Genomic DNA, 18,885 nt, shown 5'->3' on the forward strand with positions numbered 1-18,885 from the left:
CAGACCATGAAACGACAACAATGGATTCGCGTTAGCCTGACCGTTCCACTGCTCTGCGGCGCTCCGGCATGGGCCGCGACGATGAACGACAAACCATTCGGGCTCGACATCAAGATCACCGCCCAGTCCGAGGATGACCGCGACCTCGGTACCCGCGACGGTGGCGACGTCAACGGCATCGGTATCGACGTGCGCCCCTGGTTCTACTTCCAGCGCGGTGACTGGAGCGCCTACGCCATGGCGCAGGCGGTGGCGGCCACCGACACCATCGAAACCGACCCCCTGCAGTCCCCCGACCTGGAGGAGGGTTCCAGCAGCGTCAGCGACAATGACAATGACCGCCAGGCCGATGACAGTTACCTGGCGATGCGCGAATTCTGGATCGGCTACTCCGGCTTTACCGCTTACCCGGGCGAAGAGCTGCGCTTCGGCCGCCAGCGCCTGCGCAACGACGACAGCCTCTGGCGCGACACCAACATCGAAGCCCTGAACTGGACGTTCGACACCACCCTCCTCCGTGCCCATCTCGGCCTGGCCGAACGCTTCAGCGAGTACCGCACCGATATCGACGAACTGGCGCCGGAGGATGAGGACCGTCAGCACCTCTATGGCGACATCGCCACCCAGTGGACGCCCGGCCACTGGGTCGGCCTCAACCTGCACTACAGCCACGACGATGGCGACTTGCCCAGCCCCGGTGAAGAGGTCGATCAGTTGGACAAGAACACCACCGGCGACCTCACCTGGGTCGGCTTGAGCGCCAACAGCGACGCGTTCGACTGGCGCAATCAGCAGACACTGAACTACTGGGCCAGCGTGATCTGGCTGAATGGCGACCGCGACCAGTTGCTCACCACCAGCGGACCCGCCGGCCAGCCCATCGCCAGCGGCGAGGAGAGCGCCAATGTCAACGCCTGGGGCACCGACCTCGGCCTGCGCTGGAGTATCGACCCGAGCTGGCGGGCCGGTATCGCCTACGCCCGTGGCAGCGGCGGCGGTGATGACGGCGAGGACAACTTCCAACAGACCGGACTGGAGAGCAACCGCAACAGCTTCACCGGGACGCGCTCGCGCGTGCACCGCTTCGGCGAAGCCTTCCGTGGCGAATTGAGCAATTTGCAGGTGGCTACCCTGTTCGGCTCCTGGCAGCTGCGCGATGAGTATGACGCCAGCCTGGTCTACCACCGCTTCTGGCGCGTCGACGGCGACCAGCCACTCGGCGACAGCGGCGTCAACGCCGCCCTGGTCGAGGACGACAAGGACATCGGCCAGGAAGTCGACCTGGTGCTTACCAAGTACTTCAAGGAGGGCCTGCTGCCGGCCTCCATGAGCCAGGCGATCGACGAACCCTCGGCACTGGTTCGCTTTCGCGGCGGCCTGTTCCTTTCGGGCGATGCCTATGGCAGTGGCGTCGACTCGAACATGCACCGCGCCATCGTCGATGTGATCTGGCGTTTCTGACCCAGAGGAGGACCGTAACGATGTACAACCGGTGGTGCGCAACTCGCTCCCTGGTCGTCCTGCTGATTGGTGCACTGCTGACCGGCAGTGCGCTGGCAGGACAACCGAGCGTGCCGCCGGTGGACACCAAGGAGGTTCCCAAGGCCAGGAACTATACCGTCACCAGTGTGCCGGTCGAATCGCTGACCCTGGCCGAGCCCAAGCTGCCGGACATGTCGGGCTACACTGCTGCCGCGGTGCAAGCCAGGATCCAGCGTGGCGAACCCGGCCGGGTGACGCTGCGGCGCATGCTGCAGCAGGAAACGCTGAAGCAATTCGTTGGCGGCAACAACCGCCTGGCCGAGTGGGTCAGGCGCCAGCGCGGCATGCCGCAGGCCATATTCATCGAAGGCGGCTACGTCGACCTCGCCACACTGGCGAAAAAGCTGCCCAAGCAGCATTTCAGTGTCAGCGCCGAGGGCATCTACCTGGCGCGGTTGCCAATAGTCGTGGCCCGCGGCGCGACCCTGCACATCGACCGCCAGACCCTGCGTCTGTCGCAGGAGCGCGGCGCCTTCCTGATCAACGACGGCAAGCTGTTCATCACCGACAGCAAGGTCATCGGCTGGCGCGAAGCGGAGAATGCCGCTGCGGGCCTGCGCAAGCCCGGGGAGTTCCGCCCCTTCCTGCTGTCCTGGGGCGGCACCGAGACCTACATAGTCAAGAGTTTCCTCGGTAGCCTCGGTTACAACAGCAACAAGTCCTATGGCATGTCCCTGTCGCAGCACACGCCGGATATCAATAAACGCCTGCGCCGCCCTGCGCCCATGGGCTGGCTGATCGATTCGGAGTTCGCCGACCTCTGGTTCGGTTTCTACTGCTACGAAGCCCGGGATGTGGTGCTCAAGGGCAACACCTTCCGCGACAGCCAGGTCTATGGCATCGACCCGCACGACCGCTCGCAGCGGTTGATCATCGCCAACAACACCGTGCGCGGGACCCGCGAGAAGCACGGCATCATCATTTCCAGGGAGGTCGACGACAGCTGGATCTTCAACAACCAGATCCATGACAACAACCTTTCCGGCATCGTTCTCGACCGTAACAGCGTCAACAACCTGGTGGCCTGGAACGAGGTGTACGACAACCGGGCCGATGGCATCACCCTTTACGAAAGCTCGAACAACCTGTTCTGGGGCAACCGGGTAATCGGCAATGCCCGCCACGGCATCCGCCTGCGCAATAGCGTGAACATCCGACTGTACGAGAACTTCGTCGTCGGCAACGGTTTGAGCGGCGTCTATGGGCACACCAGGAAGCTCTCTGACAAACGCCGCAACCCCAAGCTCGACCCCTACGACACCAAAGTGTCGATGACCCTGGTCGGCGGTCAGCTGTCCGGCAACGGCAGCACCCCGCTGACGATCGATTCGCCGCTCTCCATCGAGTTGTACCGGGTGGACATGGCGCTGCCGGGAAAATCCTCGGGCATCAGCCTCAGCGGCATCCTGGGTGAGCGCCAGGACGAAATCCTCGATCTGCTGGTGCGCCAGCGCAAAGCCGTGCGAATCGCCCTGGTGGAAAGCCAGGCGGGACTTAAGGACTGAGGTGACCCTCATGAACGCAAGTCAACTGTCATACCTGCCACTGGCCCTGACGCTGCTAGCCACCAGCGCCGTACAGGCAGAAGGCCCGGTCTATCGGGCAACGCCCTGTTGCAGCCTGTGCCCGGCGGCACACGACGCCAGCCGGTACACCACCGATTACCAGAAGAACTTCATCACCCTGGTGCAGGCCCAGGGCGACTGGCTATTCCGCACCCGCGAAGACCTGCGCACCGAGTTCGATACCTCGCCGGCCGGCTACCGTCGGCTGCAACGCTTGCACGACGCCTTCCAGAGCAAGGGCATCGAGCTGGTGCTGGTCTATCAGCCGACCCGCGGCCTGGTAAACCGCGACAAGCTCAACCCCGCACAGGTGGCCAGCTTCGACTATCAACGGGCACTGACCAACTACCAGGCCATGCTCGGCCGCTTCAAGCGGATGGGGTTCGCCGTGCCGGATCTTGCGCAGTTGGCCGGCGAGCATGAGGAGCATGCCTTCTACTTCCGCGGCGACCAGCACTGGACCCCATACGGCGCGGATCGCACAGCCAGGCTGGTGGCCGAGACGATCAAGCGGTTGCCGGTCTACCAGGGCATCCCGAAACGCGAGTACGTCAGCAAGGTGACTGGCCGCATGGGCAAGAATGGCACCCTGCACAAGGTCGCCGGGCAGCTATGCGGCACCAGCTATGCCACCGAATACACGGACCAGTTCGCCACCGAGCCGAAGAATGCGAGCGGCAGCGACGAGCTGTTCGGCGACACCGGCAACCCGCAGATAGTCCTGATCGGCACCAGCCATAGCGGGCCGAACTACAACTTCGCCGGCTTCCTCGCCGAGCACCTGGGCGCCGACGTGCTCAATGCGGCCTTGCCCGGTGGAGGCCTGGAAGAGGCCTTGTTGCAGTTGCTCGGCAGTCAGGAGTTCCTGAACAGGCCGCCGAAGATCCTGATCTGGGAATTCTCACCGCTCTACCGCCTGGACCAGGAAACCATCTACCGGCAGATCTTCGCCATGCTCGACAACGGCTGTGTCGGCAAGCCGGCGATACTTTCGGCAAAGACCAGGTTGCGTCCAGGCAGCAACGAGGTCCTGGTCAACGGCCAGGACGGCCTGAAGAATGTACGTAACGGCCAGTACCAGGTGGACATCCGCTTCGCCGATACCTCGGTGAAGACCCTGCAAGCCTCCCTCTGGCACCTCAACGGCCGGCGCGAAACGCTGAAGATCGAGAAACCCGCATCCAGCGCGACCGATGGCCGCTTCGCCTTCGAGTTGCGCTCGGACCAGGACTGGGCCGACCTGATCCTGCTTTCCCTCGAGCTGCAAGGACCGCCAGCGGGCAGCAAGCCGCTCGACGTCGAGGTCAAGGTGTGCCAGCGCAACCGTTTTGCCGCGCCCGCACAGCAGACGGCCCAGAGCGAACCGTGAGGACCGCATGATGCGCGCGCAGCGACTGCTGCCCTGCCTCCTGGCATGCGGCCTACTCGCCAGCGGCACTGTGCAAGGCGCCGGACTGGTGCCGCCGCCCGGCTATTACGCAGCGGTCGAGCGGGACAGGAAGGGCGACCCGCAGGACTGCACGCTGACGACCCCTGAGCCCTATACCGAGGCTCTGGTATTCCGCAGCAAGTACGAGGGTTCGGACCAGGCGCGCGCGACCCTCAATCGCGAGGCCGAGCAGGAATTCCGCGCCAAGACCAAGGCCATCAACGACCTCGAGCGCGGGGTCAACAAGCAGGTGATGCGCTACATGCGCGATGGCCAGGCCCAGAGCCTGCAATGCACCCTGCAATGGCTCGGTGATTGGGCCCAGGCCAACGCCTTGCTGTCCACCGACTTCAATCACACCGGCAAGTCGATGCGCAAATGGGCCTTGGGCAGCCTGTCTGCGGCCTGGCTGCGGCTGAAGTTCTCCAGGTCGCAGCCTCTTGCACCCTACGCGCGGCAGAGCCAGCTGATCGAGTCGTGGTTCGTCAAACTGGCGGAGCAGACGATCAAGGACTGGAGCGACCTGCCGCTGAAGGAGATCAACAACCACTCCTACTGGGCCGCCTGGTCGGTGATGGCCGCCGCCGTGGCGACCAACCGCAGCGACTTCTTCGACTGGTCGGTGGCGCAATTCCGCGTGGCCGCCGGACAAGTGGACCGGGACGGCTTCCTGCCCAACGAACTCAGGCGCGAGCAGCGCGCCCTCGCCTACCACAACTACAGCCTGCCGCCCCTGGCGATGATCGCCGCCTTCGCCCAGGCCAACGGCGTCGATTTGCGCGAAGACCACGACGGGGCGCTGCGCCGCCTGGCAGAGCGGGTGCTGCAAGGCATCGAGGATCCGGATGACTTCGCCGACAAGGCCGGCAAGCGCCAGTCCATGTCCGAGCTGAAAGAAGACAGCAAGTTCGCCTGGCTGGAACCCTACTGCACGCTCTACCGCTGCAGCGCTGAAACGCTGAAGTGGAAGCAGTCGATGCAGCCATTCAGGAACTTCCGCCTCGGCGGAGACCTGACCCGATTGTTCGATCCAGCGGCGGCGAAGAAGGGCTGATACAGGCGGTGCGCACGGCGGGCGCATCGCACGAACGAGCTTCACGGCGACGCAGAGCGCCTTCCCACCCCACGTACGGGGTGATGCAACACCCCGATCGCGCCAAGAGGCGACGGGCGAAAGACCTTGCATCACCAGGGGAGAAACGGGTGGGCCGCTTGGCCCTGACAGTTCTTCAATGGAGGAAACGCGGATGGTGTTTTCATCCAACGTGTTCCTGTTTCTGTTCCTGCCGACCTTTCTCGGCTTGTACTACCTGTGCGGGGCACGCTATCGCAATCTGCTGCTGCTGATCGCCAGCTATGTGTTCTACGCCTGGTGGCGGGTCGACTTCCTCGCCCTGTTCGCCGTGGTGACCCTGTGGAACTACTGGATCGGCCTCAAAGTTGGCGCCGCGGGGGTACGCACCCGGTCCGCCAGGCACTGGCTACTGCTCGGCGTGGCGTTGGACCTGGCCATCCTCGGCTACTTCAAGTACACCAATTTCGGTGTCGACAGCTTCAATGCGCTGATCGCCACGTTCGGCCTGCAGCCCTTCGTGATCAGCCACATCCTGCTGCCGATCGGCATCTCCTTCTACGTCTTCGAGTCCATCAGCTACATCATCGATGTCTACCGCGGCGACACCCCGGCCACCCATCGCCTGATCGACTTCGCCGCCTTCGTGGCGATCTTCCCGCACCTGATCGCCGGTCCCGTGTTGCGTTTCCGCGACCTGGCCGGCCAGTTCCACCACCGCACCCATACCCTCGACAAGTTTGCCGAGGGCTGCACGCGCTTCATGCAGGGTTTCATCAAGAAGGTATTCATCGCCGATACCCTGGCGCCGCTGGTCAGCCATTGCTTCGCCCTGGAAAACCCCAGTGCCGCCGATGCCTGGCTTGGCGCCCTGGCGTATACCGCGCAGCTGTATTTCGATTTCTCCGGCTACAGCGACATGGCCATCGGCCTCGGCCTGATGATGGGCTTCCGCTTTCTGGAGAACTTCAAGCAGCCCTATATCAGCCAGTCGATCACCGAGTTCTGGCGGCGCTGGCACATCAGCTTGTCGACCTGGCTGCGCGACTACCTGTACGTCAGCCTCGGCGGCAACCGCGGTGGCACGGTCTCGACTTACCGCAACCTGATGCTGACCATGTTGCTTGGCGGCCTGTGGCACGGCGCCAACTTCACTTTCGTGCTCTGGGGGGCCTGGCACGGACTCTGGCTGGCGATGGAACGCGCCCTTGGCGTCGACGCCGCCCCGCAGCGTTTCAACCCGTTGAAGTGGGTCGCCACCTTCCTGGTGGTGATCCTTGGCTGGGTGCTGTTCCGCTCGGAGAACCTGCAGGTCGCCGCGCGCATGTACCAGGCGATGTTCAGTTTCGGCGGCTGGCAGCTGTCGGAGTTCGGCCAGGCCGGCCTCACCGACCTCCAGGTCGCCACCCTGGTCATCGCCTATGCCGGCCTCGCGCTCTTTGGTCTGCACGATTTCTATAGCAAGCCGCTCGCCCATGCCGCGCCCAAAGCCGCAGTCGACGAGCCGGCCGGCGAGGCCATGCCCGTGGCCGCCGGTGCCAGTCGAGTCGGACGCCTGCTCGCCTGGTCGACGACGCTGCAGCGCCCCCTGCTGCTCCTGCTGTTCTGCGCCTCGGTGCTGAAGCTCTCGGCGCAGAGCTACTCGCCTTTCCTCTACTTCCAGTTCTGAGGCAGCGTCATGAACCGGACTTCATCCATTGCCCATATCGCCCTGTTCCTCGCCCCGCTGCTGGGGATCGGCGTCTGGTCTCTGCATGGCTTCGGTGACCTCAACCTGCCTGCCAATGTTTCCCTGCTCGACGGCTCCTTGGCCAAGGTGGTGGAAACCCACTACGAAGCGCAGTTCCCCCTCAAGCGGCCAGGCACCAATCTATGGGCGGCACTGGACTACAGCGTCTTCGACGAGGGTCGCCCGGGCGTGATTCTGGGTCGCCACGACTGGCTGTTCAGTGACGAAGAATTCAAGCCGGTGACCCACGGCATGCAGCATATCGAGGCCAACCTCAGGCTGATCCGGGGCGTCCAGCAGCGGCTACACCGGCACGGGGTAAAACTGCTGCTGGCGATCATTCCGGCGAAGGCACGGCTGTACCCGGAACACCTCGGCGAGGAACGGCCGGGCCGACAACAGGGTGCGCTCTATCGACGGCTGCATGACGCGGTGCAGCGCAGCGGCATCCTCGCCCCCGACCTGCTCGCCAGCCTGCAACAGGAAAAGGCCCGGGATGCGCTGTTCCTGCGTACCGATACGCACTGGACTCCTTACGGCGCTGAGCGAGTCGCCCGACACCTCGCCCGGACCGTGCAGTGCCACGCGCCGCTGACCGGCGAGCCGCAGCATTTCATCACCGAGCAGGCCGCCGGCAAGCCCTACCTGGGGGACCTGGTGCGATTCCTCCCGCTCGACCCGCTGTTCAGCGGCCTGCTGCCGCCGCCGGACCAGTTGCAGCCGCGCCGGACCCACAGTCTGGCATCCGGCCCGGGCGGCGACAGCGCCGCGCTGTTCGCCGACACCGGCATCCCGGTTGTGCTGGTCGGCACCAGCTACAGCGCCGCCCCCGACTGGAACTTCCTCGGCGCCCTGCGCCAAGCCCTCGGCAGCGACATCCTCAACTACGCCGAAAACGGCCAGGGACCGCTGCTGCCGATGCTCAAGTACCTGCAAACCGACGCGTTCAGGGACTCCCCGCCACAACTGGTGATCTGGGAATTCCCCGAACGCTATCTGCCGATGACCCCCGACCTCAGCCAGTTCGATCCGGCCTGGATCGACCAACTCAAGGCCGAAGGCGCGACAGGTCAACGCCTGGCAACCCAGGCCAGATGATTCGGGCCCTCAAGGAGCAACCGACCATGAAACCCATGCCCCACCCTCGTTCGCGACAATCCCTGATCGCCACCGGCGCCCTGCTGCTCGCCAGCCTGTTCACCTGGCAGGTCCAGGCCGACGACGCCGCCCTCTACGGTCCCGCCGCACCCAAGGGTTCGACCTTCGTGCGCCTGTACAACGCCAGCAACCAGGAGGTCAGCGCCAATGTCGGCAGCGCCAGCCTCGAGGATGTCGGCCCACTGGCCAGCACCGACTTCAGCTTCCTCCCCGGCGGCAACTACAGCGCCCAGGTCGGCAGTCAGAGCCTGCCGGTAAAACTCGGCGCGGGCCGCTACTACACCCTGGTGAACCTGCCCACCGGCCAGCCCAGGCTGGTGGAAGAGAAGCCGTACCGGAACAAGCAGAAGGCATTGGTGCGGGTGCAGAACCTCAGCGATACGTCGCTCAGCCTGAAAACCGCCGACGGCAAGACCCCAGTGGTGGAGAACGTCGCTCCGCAAAGCTACGGCGACCGCGAGATCAACCCGGTCAAGGTCAACCTGGCGCTGTTCGCCGGTAACCAGAAGGTCAGCGACCTGAAGCCGGTCTCCCTCGATCGCGGCGAGGTCGTGTGCCTGTACGTCACCGGCAGCGGCGGCAAGCTTGCACCGGTCTGGGTCAAGCGTCCGCTGGCCAATGAATGAAGCGCCTATGTCGCGCAGCAGCTTCAAGATCACAATAGGAGAAACAGCATGATTCCCGTCATTCTCTCAGGTGGTTGCGGCTCGAGGCTCTGGCCACTATCGCGCCGCCAATTCCCCAAGCAATTCCTCGCACTCACCGGCGAGCACACGCTGTTCCAGCAGACCCTCCAGCGCCTGGCATTCGAAGGCATGCAGGCGCCCTTGCTGGTCTGCAACAAGGACCATCGATTCATCGTCCAGGATCAGCTCGCCGAACTGAAGTTCACCACCCAGGCGATCCTGCTCGAACCCTTCGGCCGCAATACCGCGCCGGCGGTAGCTATCGCCGCCATGCAGCTGATCAATGACGGCCGCGACGAACTGCTGCTGGTGCTTCCCTCCGATCATGTACTGGAAGACCAGGAGGCTTTCCAGAAAGCCGTGGCACTTGCCAGCAGTGCCGCCGAGAACGGTGAGATGGTGCTGTTCGGCGTACCGGCGAGCAGGCCGGAAACGGGTTACGGCTACATTCGCTCCGAACCCGCCCCGCAATTGTCGGATGGGGTCAGTCGCGTCGCCCAGTTCGTCGAGAAACCCGATGCGCAACGCGCCAGGGAATTCGTCCAGTCCGGCGACTACTTCTGGAACAGCGGCATGTTCATGTTCCGGGCCAGCCGCTACCTCGAGGAACTGAAGGAGCACGCCCCCGAGATACACGATGCCTGCCAGCAGGCACTGGAGCACAGCAAGCGTAACGGCGAGTACATCGAGATCGACGAATCCACCTTTGCCAACTGCCCGGAAAACTCTATCGACTACGCGGTGATGGAGAAGACGGCGCGGGCCTGCGTGGTGCCGCTGGACGCCGGCTGGAGCGACGTCGGCTGCTGGGCGTCGATCTGGGATGTGCACGAGAAGGATGCCGACGGCAATGTCATCAAGGGTGACGTGGTGCTGCAGGACAGCCACAACTGCCTGGTGCACGGTATCGGCAAGCTGGTCTCTCTGATTGGTCTGGAAGATATCGTGGTGGTGGAAACCAAGGATGCCATCATGATCGCCAGAAGGGACCGCGTGCAGGAGGTCAAGCAACTGGTCGAAAGGCTCAAGACGCTGGGCCGCAGCGAAACCGAGAATCACTGCCAGGTTTACCGGCCATGGGGCTCCTACGACTCGGTCGATACCGGCGGTCGCTTTCAGGTCAAGCACATTACCGTCAATCCCGGCGGCCAGCTCTCGCTGCAGATGCACCATCACCGCGCCGAACACTGGATAGTGGTTTCCGGCACCGCGCAGGTCACCTGTGACGACAAGGTGTTCCTGCTCACCGAAAACCAGTCCACCTATATCCCCATCGCGTCGGTACACCGCCTGACCAACCCCGGCAAGATTCCGCTGGTGCTCATCGAAGTGCAGACCGGCAGTTACCTTGGCGAGGATGACATCACCCGCCTGGACGACGTCTATGGTCGCAGCGAGGAACAGGTCGAGGTGCCCGATCTACCCAGCCCGCCCTGAGCACATGGCGAGGGGAGCGGCCAGGCGAGGCCCTGTCGCTCCTGGCTACAGGCGTCCGAACACTTCACCGATGCTCGCCACGGGCATGGCAGGGCCGTGGCGAGAGGCCTGAGGGCCGTCGGGGTATCGATCGGCGAACAGCAACAGGGAGCCGACGAAGGCAAAGCAGATCAGGGCGAACAAGTAGTGGCGCATTGCGCTCCTCCTGCATCCTGCGATTAGCCAGGATGTTGCAGACTCTTATTGTTGGAAATTGCACATTCGCCCTTCTGACCTTTGGTGTCTTCGCATAACGCGCCAACACATTCGCATTGCGTGACATCCCCCGGGCGCCTGTCTGAAACTGGCCCGAACTGTAATCCCGCATCTACAAGTACTACGTCGCCTACAAGCTGGCGGAGAAGAAGAGCGCGGCGCGCGCCGCGGCCACGTCGCAGTGAAGGGCGAGCGGCACTCGGCAGGGCTTGACGTCGAGCAGCCCCGCCCTCGCCCTGCCCTCAGTTGCCCGCTGACAGGCCGCAGTCGATCGCCATGTCCGCCCCGGTGATCGAGCGCGCACCGGGCTGGCAGAGGAAGAATGCCAGCTCGGCGACTTCTTCCGGTTGGATGAAACGGGCGCGTCCGTCCTGCGGGTACTTGGCGAGCAACTCCCGGTAGTAGGCCTGCGGGTCGCCGTTGCCGTAGCGCTCCGCCTGGAACCTGAGCATGGGCGTCTCGATATCGCCCGGAGACACGGCATTGCAGCGCACGCCGAAAGGCGCCAGGTCCAGGGCGAGGGCCTTGGTCAGCAGGGTCACGCCACCCTTGCTCGCGCAATAGGCGGCGGCATTCCGGTTGCCCTGGCGGCCGGCATCGCTGGAGATGTTGAGGATGGCGCCTTCGGCGGCTTTCAGGTGCGGTATCGCGGCGGAACACATGAAGAAGGTGGCCTTGAGATTGACGTCCAGGACCAGGTCGAAATCAGCTTCGCTGAACGCCTCCACCGGCCCTTCCCGCCAAACGCCGGCCGCATTGATCAAAGCGTCCAGCCGTCCACTTGCTGCAACTGTCGCCGCGACCACGTCCTGGCAGGTGCCCGGCTTGCGGATATCGCCGGCGAGAGTACCCGCCAGCGGGTAATCGGCCTCCAGTCTGGCCAGCCCTTGTTGATCCAGGTCGGTGGCGAACACCTGCCAGCCGCCCTGGGTGAAACGCTGCACCAGGGCGCGGCCGACACCGCCGGCAGCCCCTGTGATCAGTACAACCGGAATCGTCATGAGGTCCTCCTAGGGCGCCTTGTTCTCGATCAGGCAATTGCCGCCATCGACCACCAGCAACTCGCCGGTGATGTAGCTCGCCTCCGGCGAGGCCAGGAAGGCGACGGCGGCCGCCACTTCAGCCGGGCGCCCTGCCCGCCCGACCGGAACGTAACGGGCCGCCTCCACCTCTTCCGGCGTGCTCGACCCCGTTGCGATCCAGCCCGGCGCGACGCTGTTCACCGTGATGCCCTGCCCCGCCACTTCCAGGGCCAGGCCCATGTTCAGCCCCACCATGCCCGCCTTGGCCGCGCTGTAGGCCGCTTCGCCCGGGTTGCCGCCACGGGTGCCGGTGGTCGAGCTGATGTTCACGATGCGGCCGTAGCCCCTGGTCCGCATGCCGGGCAGGACTGCGCGGGTCAGCAGGAAGGCCGTGGTCAGGTTGCGGGCGATGGAAAGGTTCCAGGTGTCGAGGTCCATGGAAGCCACTTCGGCAAAAGGCTCGGGGCTGCCCTGCATGGCCATCCCGGCGTTGTTCACCAGGATGTCGATGCGACCCCAGAGCCCTTCGGCCCATTGGCCGAACGCTCGCACCTGGCCCTCGTCGGTGAGGTCGACGGCGCGCCCCTCGGCTTCGATACCTTCGGCGCGCAGTGCTGTCACGCGGTCGGCGATACGTTCGCTGCTCGCGGTAACGATCAACCTGACCCCCGCGGCCCCGAGCCGACGGGCGACCGCCATGCCGATACCGACCTCGCTGCCGGCACCGCTGACCAGCGCCACCTGCCCCCGCCACTGTGCATTGAGCATGTTGTTCTCCGAAATTGCTGTTGTCGTGGTCATGGAAATTACGTTCACGACTCTGATAAAAAAAGACGACTGTCATCAGCAAAGCAGATGGGCCTCGGCTGGGCGTACCTGCCGCAGCCGCTGGTCCAGCCCCTGATCGCGTCGGGCGCGTTGACGGAGGTGGTCTTCGACAATATGGCCAGTCGAATGCGCCTGTGGGTCGACATCGTCTGGATCAAGAACCGCCCCCTCGGCCTGGGCGCGCAACGCTATCTGGACCTGATGCGCGAATTGGCCAAGACTGAATCGCGAAGATCCTGAGCGCATCCCGCGCACCAGCTCCAGGGGCGTCATGTCCACTTTCGCCGAACTGCTGCAGCAAGGCCCTGCCCACGCCTGGCTGTACTTCCCCAGCGCCATCCTCCTGGGAGCCTTGCATGGCCTCGAACCGGGGCACTCCAAGACCCTGATGGCGGCCTTCATCGTGGCCGTGCGCGGCACCGTGAAGCAGGCCGTCCTGCTGGGTCTGGCCGCGACCGTTTCGCATACCGCCGTGGTCTGGCTGGTGGCCCTGGGCGGCATGTACCTGGGCCGCAACCTGGAAGCCGAAACGACCGAGCCCTATTTCCAGCTCGCCTCTGCCGTGATGATCGTGGCCATCGCGCTGTGGATGCTCTGGCGCACCTGGCGTAGCGAGCAAATGTGGCGCTTCGAGCAGAAAAGCCAGCAGCGCCACGCCACAAACCGGCGCATCGACACTGGCCACGGCGGCGTCGAGTTGTCGATCTACCAGGAAGGCGTGCCGCCGCGCTGGCGGTTGCAGGCGCTGAGTGGCCACGCCTGGCAGGCCGCCGAGGTCGGCCTGCAGACCACGCGCGCGGATGGCCGCATGCGGCGTTTCGCCTTCGTGGATCGAGGTGCCTATCTGGAGTCGGTGGAGGAAATTCCCCGACCTCACAGGTTCGCCGTGCGCCTGAGCCTGGGCCATGCCGGACACTCGCACGACTACGACCTGGACTTCCATGGGCCCGGCCAGGATCGTACCCATGCTGATCGGCAAGGGCTGGAGCTGTCGCTGGAGGGTTACCAGGACGCCCATGAGCGCGCCCACGCCAATGACATCCGTCAGCGCTTCGCCAATCGCGATGTCACCATCGGGCAGATCGTCCTGTTCGGCCTTACCGGCGGCCTGATTCCCTGCCCTGCTGCCATTACCGTCCTGCTCCTGTGCCTGCAGGTACAGGAGATAACGCTGGGGGCCGTACTGGTGTTGAGTTTCAGCATCGGCCTCGCCCTCACCCTGGTCAGCGTCGGCGCAGCGGCAGCCGTGAGTGCGCGCCAGGCGTCGAACCGCTGGCCCTGGCTGGGCGTGCTGGCGCGGCGTGCGCCTTACCTGTCCAGCCTGCTGATCATCGGCGTGGGTTTCTATGTGGGTGCCCATGGCTGGGTGGGCTTGAGCGCCCGGATCGGCTGACCCGGGCGCTCGGGGGCTCACATCTGCGGCGGCCAGTTGTGGCTTTCGCCCTGGCAGTCCTTGCACCAGGCATAGAGCGCGTCGTAGAGGACCAGGCCGTGCTGGAGCATCTCGTGGTCATTGGCGAAGTTGTGCGAAAGCCCCAGGGATATGGCGTAGAGGCCCGCCGACTGAGGGGTGAGGTCGAGCCGCGAGGTGTCGGCGCCGCGGACGATCTGCGCCAACTGTTGCAAAGCGGGGTCGCTCAGTCGGTACTTGTCCAGGAAGGCGTCGAAGCTGCACCGCTCCCCGACATGACTGAGTTCGACGCCCGGGATGTCGTAGGGCGCCGCCTCCTGCTCGGCAGCGACTCGCAGTACCTCTGAAGCGGCTACGTAGAGAAACTCGGGGTGCGGATCGATGAAACGGGTGATCAGCCAGGGGCAGGCGATCCGGTCGATCTTTGGACGTTCACGGGTAACCCACTTCATGGAACACCTCCCGCCTGGTTCTACAGGCCTCGGGTAGGCCGGCCGGCATCGCGCCAACCGGCAAAGCCGTCGATCAGGTAGCGTGCATCCAGCCCCATGGCCTCGAGCGTGGCGGCGACCCCCTGGCTGAGTTCATGGCCGTGGGCGCAATAGAGCACCACCGGCCGATCCCTTGGCACCGAATCCTTCCAGGAGAACACCGACTCAGGCTCCAGCCATTGGGCGCCGGCGATCTCGGCAGCGTCAGCCAGCCGGGCGCTCGCCCGGCGTACATCGAGCAAGGTGAAGCTGCGGCCCGCCGCCTGCCATTCCACCAGTTCGCAACTCGTTATCCGGCCCATCGCACACCTCTCAGGCTCGCAACAGATGCACCGCCAGCCCCACCAGGGCACAGCCCAGCAGCACCTGGATGACGCCACGCTTGAAGCGGAACAAGGCCACGGCCGCGGCCAGGGCGATCAGTGCCGAAGGCCAGTCGAACCGGCCGGCGAAGCCTTGCGGCCAGAGCACGTGGTAGCCGAAGAACAGAGCCAGGTTGAGGATCACTCCGACCACTGCGGCGGTGATGCCGGTCAGGGGTGCGGTGAACTTCAGCTCGTTATGGGTGGACTCCACCAGCGGCCCGCCGGCGAGGATGAAGAGGAAGGACGGCAGGAAGGTGAACCAGGTGACCAGGGCCGCCGCCAGCGCTCCGGCGAGGAAGGCCTGGTCAACGCCGAACATCGGCTGCACATAGGCGCCGACGAAACCGACGAAGGCCACGACCATGATCAGCGGCCCCGGCGTGGTTTCCCCCAGGGCCAGGCCATCGATCATCTGGGCCGGGGTCAGCCAGCCGTAATGGCCGACCGCACCCTGGTAGACATAGGGCAGCACCGCGTAGGCGCCGCCGAAGGTGAGCAGCGCGGCCTTGGTGAAGAACCAGCCCATCTGGGTCAGGGTGCCGTCCCAGCCGAATGCTGCGGTCAGGATGCCCATGGGCAGCAACCACAGCACCGCGCCGGTCAGCGCCAGCAGCGCCAGTCGCGACCAGCGAAAGCGCGCATGCTCGGGCGTCGGCGTGTCGTCGTCGATCAACGCCGGGCCGTAGGACTGCTTCGCTGCGCCGTGGCCACCGCCGACACGAAATTTCTCGGGCGCCACCCTGCCGCCGATAAAGCCGGCCACGGCCGCGCCGAGCACGATCAGCGGGAACGGCACATCGAGCGCGAAGATGGCGACGAAAGATGCCGCGGAAATCGCCCACAGCCAGTCGTTCTTCAGCGCCCGTGAGCCGATGCGATGGGCGGCCTGGACGACGATGGCGGTCACCGCCGGCTTGATGCCGTAGAACAGCCCGGCCACCGCCGGCACATCGCCGAAGGCGATATAGACCCAGGACAGGGCGATCAGGATGAACAGCGAAGGCAGCACGAAGAGCGCCCCGGCAATCACGCCGCCCCAGGTGCGGTGCATCAGCCAGCCGATGTAGGTGGCAAGCTGCTGGGCCTCCGGACCGGGCAGCAGCATGCAGTAGTTCAGGGCATGGAGGAAACGACGTTCGGAGATCCAGCGGCGTTGCTCCACGAGTTCCTGGTGCATGATCGAAATCTGCCCCGCGGGGCCGCCAAAGCTGATGAAGCCCAGCTTCAGCCAGAACCAGAACGCCTGCAGCAGGCTGACCGGAGCGGTGCTGGATAGAGCCTGTTCTGTTTTGTGCATGGCGGTATCACTCATGGGCGTCGTCTTCCGCTGCGAAAGCCGCCAGCAGGCCATCGAAGATGGCACTGGCAGCGGTCAGGAGTTGATCGTCATCGCCAATGGTTTCGCGCAGCCCTGCCAGCACACGTTCGATTCCGGCAGCTTCGGCCGGTTGCGCGCCGCCCACGTCGAGGTAATGCACCAGCGCCGCCACCCGGTCGAGGGACGCCCGCTCGAGCTGGAAACTCGCCTGCAGGGTTTCGAAGGTGACGCGCTTGCCAACGTGACTGAAGGTGGCACCGTCGAAATCGAAGCCCAGCGCGTCCGGCGGGCAGTCCTGGGGGGCCGCCAGCCAGAGGATGCGCGCGTCATGGTCGATGAACTGCCGGATGAGCCAGGCGCTGGCCAGGCGGTCGACCCAGGGCCGCTTGCGGGTCGCCCAGAGGCGGCCCTGGTAATCGCCGCGGTCGAGCACGGCGATTGTCTGGTCGTGGCTGCTCGGCTCGTCTGCCGACAGCGCACGGCTGATGGCGGTCTCCAGCTCCTGCAGGGCCGCATCGGCCCGCTGCCGGGCTTCGCGGGGAAAGAAGTCGATCGCCGCCAGTTGGGCGAAGGCCTTGCGCAGTTTGCGCACCTGTCGGGTTGAAGCCAGCGCGTTCTCGCCGGTCAACTGCCCGCGGCAGGCCTCGACCTCGGTGCACAGGCCCGCGTAGTCCTCGCTCCGGTCGAACAGTTCGATGAAGCGTTCACCCTGTGGGTCATGGATGGGCAACAGGTAGGCGGTGCCATTGATCGCGAGGATGTCGCGCTCGATGGCGGCCAGGGTATCGCGGCAGCTGTCGTTGTTCGGCAGGAGGTACACGCCGTCCCGCAGCACTGCCGCGCCGCTGGCCTTCAAGGCCCGCCAGGCGCGCATGCGCGCGGTGGCGTTGGCAGTGGGCAGGCCGATGACCAGGGAAAGCCATTCTTTCATGTAGAGATTCCAACAGAGTATGTATCACTCTCTACACCTCTTCTTCCTTCCCTGCAACCACCTTTCTATCCGCGGTGATTACCGCGGAAGAAGTCGATCAGGCCCTGGGTCGAACCATCCTCGGCCGTGCTTTCCTCCTGGCCGGTCAGGCGCGAATAGACGCCCTTGCCCAGCTCCTTGCCCAGTTCCACGCCCCACTGGTCGAAGGCGTTGATGCCCCAGAGCACGCTCTGCACATAGACCTTGTGCTCGTACATGGCGATCAGCGCGCCCAGGCGGCGCGGGCTGATGCGTTCCATCACCAGGGTGTTGCTCGGGCGGTTGCCCGGCACCACCTTGTGCGGCGCCAGGCGCTGCACCTCGGCCTCCGCCAGGCCCTGGGCGCGCAGTTCGGCCTCGGCTTCGGCGCGGGACTTGCCGAGCATCAGCGCCTGGCTCTGCGACAGGCAGTTGGCGAACAGCCACTGGTGGTGGTCGGCCACCGGGTTGTAGCTGGACACCGGCACGATGAAGTCGGCGGGGATCAGCTGGGTGCCCTGGTGCAGCAACTGGTGGTAGGCGTGCTGGCCGTTGCAGCCGACGCCGCCCCAGATCACCGGGCCGGTGCCGGCGCTGACCGGTGTGCCGTCCTGGCGCACGCTCTTGCCGTTGGACTCCATGTCCAGTTGCTGCAGGTGGTCGGTGAAGTTCCGCAGGTAGTAGTCGTAGGGCAGGATCGCGTGGCTGCGCGCGCCCCAGAAGTCGCCGTACCAGACGCCGAGCAGGCCGAGGATCACCGGGATGTTGCGCTCGAACGGCGTGTCCTGGAAATGCTGGTCCATGCTGTAGGCGCCGGACAGCAGCTCCTTGAAGTTGGAGATGCCGATGGACATGGCGATCGGCAGGCCGATGGCCGACCACAGTGAGTAGCGGCCGCCGACCCAGTCCCACATGGGGAAGATGTTCTCTTCGCGGATGCCGAAGGCCACCGCCGCTTCGCGGTTCGAGGAGACGGCGATGAAGTGGCGGTACAGCTCTTCCTCGCTGCCGCCCTGGGCCAGGTACCAGGCGCGCGCGGCCTGGGCGTTCTTCAGGGTTTCCAGGGTGCCGAAGGACTTGCTGGAGACGATGAACAGGGTGGTCTCGGCATTCAGCCGGCAGGCCAGCTCGCGGAACTCGCTGCCGTCGATATTGGCCAGGTAGTGGCAGCGCACGCCCTTCTGGGCGAACGGCAGCAGGGCTTCGGAAACCAGCTGCGGGCCGAGGAAGGAGCCGCCGATGCCGATATTGACCACGTCGGTGATCGGCCGCTCGGTGTAGCCGCGCCACAGACCGTTGTGCACATGGCCCACCAGCTCGGTCATCCGGTGCAGCACACGGTGCACCTCGGGCATCACGTCGACGCCTTCGACCTGGACCTTGTCGCCGATCGGCCGGCGCAGGGCGGTGTGCAGCACCGGGCGGCGCTCGGACGTGTTGATCACCTCGCCGCGGAACATCGCCTTGATGGCATCGTCCAGCCGCGCTTCCTCGGCCAGCCTGACCAACAGGGCCAGGCTGTCGGCGCGGATCAGGTTCTTCGAGAAGTCCAGCAGCAGGCCGCAGGCGTTGAGGCTGAAGTGCTGGAAGCGCTCGGGGTCGTCGGCGAAGGCCTGGCGCAGGCTGAA

At 65.0% G+C, this 18,885-nt stretch carries 17 protein-coding genes and 1 pseudogene; 10 read left to right on the top strand and 8 right to left on the bottom strand.

The annotated features are described in order from the left end of the window. Positions 1–6: 6 nt before the first annotated feature. From E8F12_RS09770 to E8F12_RS09805, 8 genes are all read left to right on the top strand, one after another. Entirely contained in the window at positions 7–1,461 is a 1,455-nt protein-coding gene (locus E8F12_RS09770; protein WP_280325044.1) for an alginate export family protein, read from the top strand. Positions 1,462–1,481: 20 nt separating this feature from the next. Continuing rightward, positions 1,482–3,047, top strand: a complete 1,566-nt coding sequence (algG, locus tag E8F12_RS09775) for a mannuronan 5-epimerase AlgG (RefSeq protein ID WP_280325045.1) — start codon at positions 1,482–1,484, stop codon at positions 3,045–3,047. Between the two features lie 10 nt (positions 3,048–3,057). Further along, entirely contained in the window at positions 3,058–4,476 is a 1,419-nt protein-coding gene (locus tag E8F12_RS09780) for an alginate O-acetyltransferase (RefSeq protein WP_280325046.1), read from the top strand. A 10-nt stretch (positions 4,477–4,486) separates the two neighbouring features. Continuing rightward, positions 4,487–5,590, top strand: a complete 1,104-nt coding sequence (locus E8F12_RS09785) for a mannuronate-specific alginate lyase (RefSeq protein WP_280325047.1) — start codon at positions 4,487–4,489, stop codon at positions 5,588–5,590. A 193-nt stretch (positions 5,591–5,783) separates the two neighbouring features. Continuing rightward, positions 5,784–7,277, top strand: coding sequence for an MBOAT family protein (locus E8F12_RS09790; protein WP_280325048.1), 1,494 nt, complete (start codon positions 5,784–5,786; stop codon positions 7,275–7,277). Positions 7,278–7,286: 9 nt separating this feature from the next. Beyond that, positions 7,287–8,435, top strand: a complete 1,149-nt coding sequence (locus tag E8F12_RS09795; RefSeq protein WP_280325049.1) for an alginate O-acetyltransferase — start codon at positions 7,287–7,289, stop codon at positions 8,433–8,435. A 35-nt stretch (positions 8,436–8,470) separates the two neighbouring features. Further along, positions 8,471–9,121 carry an alginate O-acetyltransferase AlgF gene (locus E8F12_RS09800; RefSeq protein WP_348532416.1) on the top strand — a complete coding sequence of 217 codons (651 nt, stop codon included), beginning with the start codon at positions 8,471–8,473 and terminating at the stop codon, positions 9,119–9,121. A gap of 48 nt (positions 9,122–9,169) precedes the next feature. After that, the gene (locus tag E8F12_RS09805) at positions 9,170–10,618 is read left to right on the top strand and encodes a mannose-1-phosphate guanylyltransferase/mannose-6-phosphate isomerase (protein WP_280325051.1); all 1,449 of its coding nucleotides are present in this window, start codon (positions 9,170–9,172) and stop codon (positions 10,616–10,618) included. Between the two features lie 45 nt (positions 10,619–10,663). Here the strand turns inward: E8F12_RS09805 and E8F12_RS09810 are convergent, their stop codons facing one another. The 3 genes from E8F12_RS09810 to E8F12_RS09820 all read right to left on the bottom strand — a co-directional run bounded on the left by E8F12_RS09810 (position 10,664) and on the right by E8F12_RS09820 (position 12,663). After that, positions 10,664–10,813, bottom strand: coding sequence for a hypothetical protein (locus E8F12_RS09810; RefSeq protein ID WP_280325052.1), 150 nt, complete (start codon positions 10,811–10,813; stop codon positions 10,664–10,666). A gap of 302 nt (positions 10,814–11,115) precedes the next feature. Continuing rightward, a complete protein-coding gene (locus E8F12_RS09815) occupies positions 11,116–11,874 on the bottom strand; it encodes an SDR family oxidoreductase (protein ID WP_280325053.1) in 759 nt (252 codons plus the stop codon). Positions 11,875–11,883: 9 nt separating this feature from the next. Next, positions 11,884–12,663, bottom strand: coding sequence for an SDR family NAD(P)-dependent oxidoreductase (locus tag E8F12_RS09820; protein ID WP_280325060.1), 780 nt, complete (start codon positions 12,661–12,663; stop codon positions 11,884–11,886). Positions 12,664–12,753: 90 nt separating this feature from the next. On the opposite strand from E8F12_RS09820, the pseudogene E8F12_RS09825 reads away from it, so the two are divergent. Both E8F12_RS09825 and E8F12_RS09830 read left to right on the top strand, forming a co-directional pair. After that, positions 12,754–12,963: pseudogene (locus E8F12_RS09825) on the top strand (LysR family transcriptional regulator); the annotation flags it as partial. Between the two features lie 31 nt (positions 12,964–12,994). Next, positions 12,995–14,116: a nickel/cobalt efflux transporter gene (locus E8F12_RS09830; protein ID WP_280325054.1), complete on the top strand. Its 1,122-nt coding sequence runs from the start codon at positions 12,995–12,997 to the stop codon at positions 14,114–14,116. Positions 14,117–14,133: 17 nt separating this feature from the next. Here E8F12_RS09830 and E8F12_RS09835 read toward each other — a convergent pair whose 3' ends face one another. The 5 genes from E8F12_RS09835 to pgi all read right to left on the bottom strand — a co-directional run. Then, positions 14,134–14,586 (bottom strand): chromate resistance protein ChrB domain-containing protein, encoded by a 453-nt coding sequence (locus tag E8F12_RS09835; protein ID WP_280325055.1) that lies wholly within the window; start codon positions 14,584–14,586, stop codon positions 14,134–14,136. A gap of 20 nt (positions 14,587–14,606) precedes the next feature. After that, positions 14,607–14,927 carry a rhodanese-like domain-containing protein gene (locus tag E8F12_RS09840; protein WP_280325056.1) on the bottom strand — a complete coding sequence of 107 codons (321 nt, stop codon included), beginning with the start codon at positions 14,925–14,927 and terminating at the stop codon, positions 14,607–14,609. 10 nt (positions 14,928–14,937) lie between these two features. Next, complete coding sequence (chrA, locus tag E8F12_RS09845) at positions 14,938–16,302, bottom strand: chromate efflux transporter (protein ID WP_280325057.1); 1,365 nt, start codon at positions 16,300–16,302, stop codon at positions 14,938–14,940. After that, entirely contained in the window at positions 16,295–17,239 is a 945-nt protein-coding gene (locus E8F12_RS09850) for a chromate resistance protein ChrB domain-containing protein (protein ID WP_280325058.1), read from the bottom strand. Before E8F12_RS09850 ends, chrA begins: the two co-directional genes overlap by 8 nt. Before the next feature lie 65 nt (positions 17,240–17,304). Beyond that, positions 17,305–18,885 (bottom strand): glucose-6-phosphate isomerase (gene pgi, locus E8F12_RS09855; RefSeq protein ID WP_280325059.1); only part of this gene is annotated, 1,581 nt, incomplete at its 5' end.

The organism is Pseudomonas sp. BN102, assembly GCF_029871245.1.
In the GTDB taxonomy this organism is placed as follows: Bacteria; Pseudomonadota; Gammaproteobacteria; order Pseudomonadales; family Pseudomonadaceae; genus Metapseudomonas.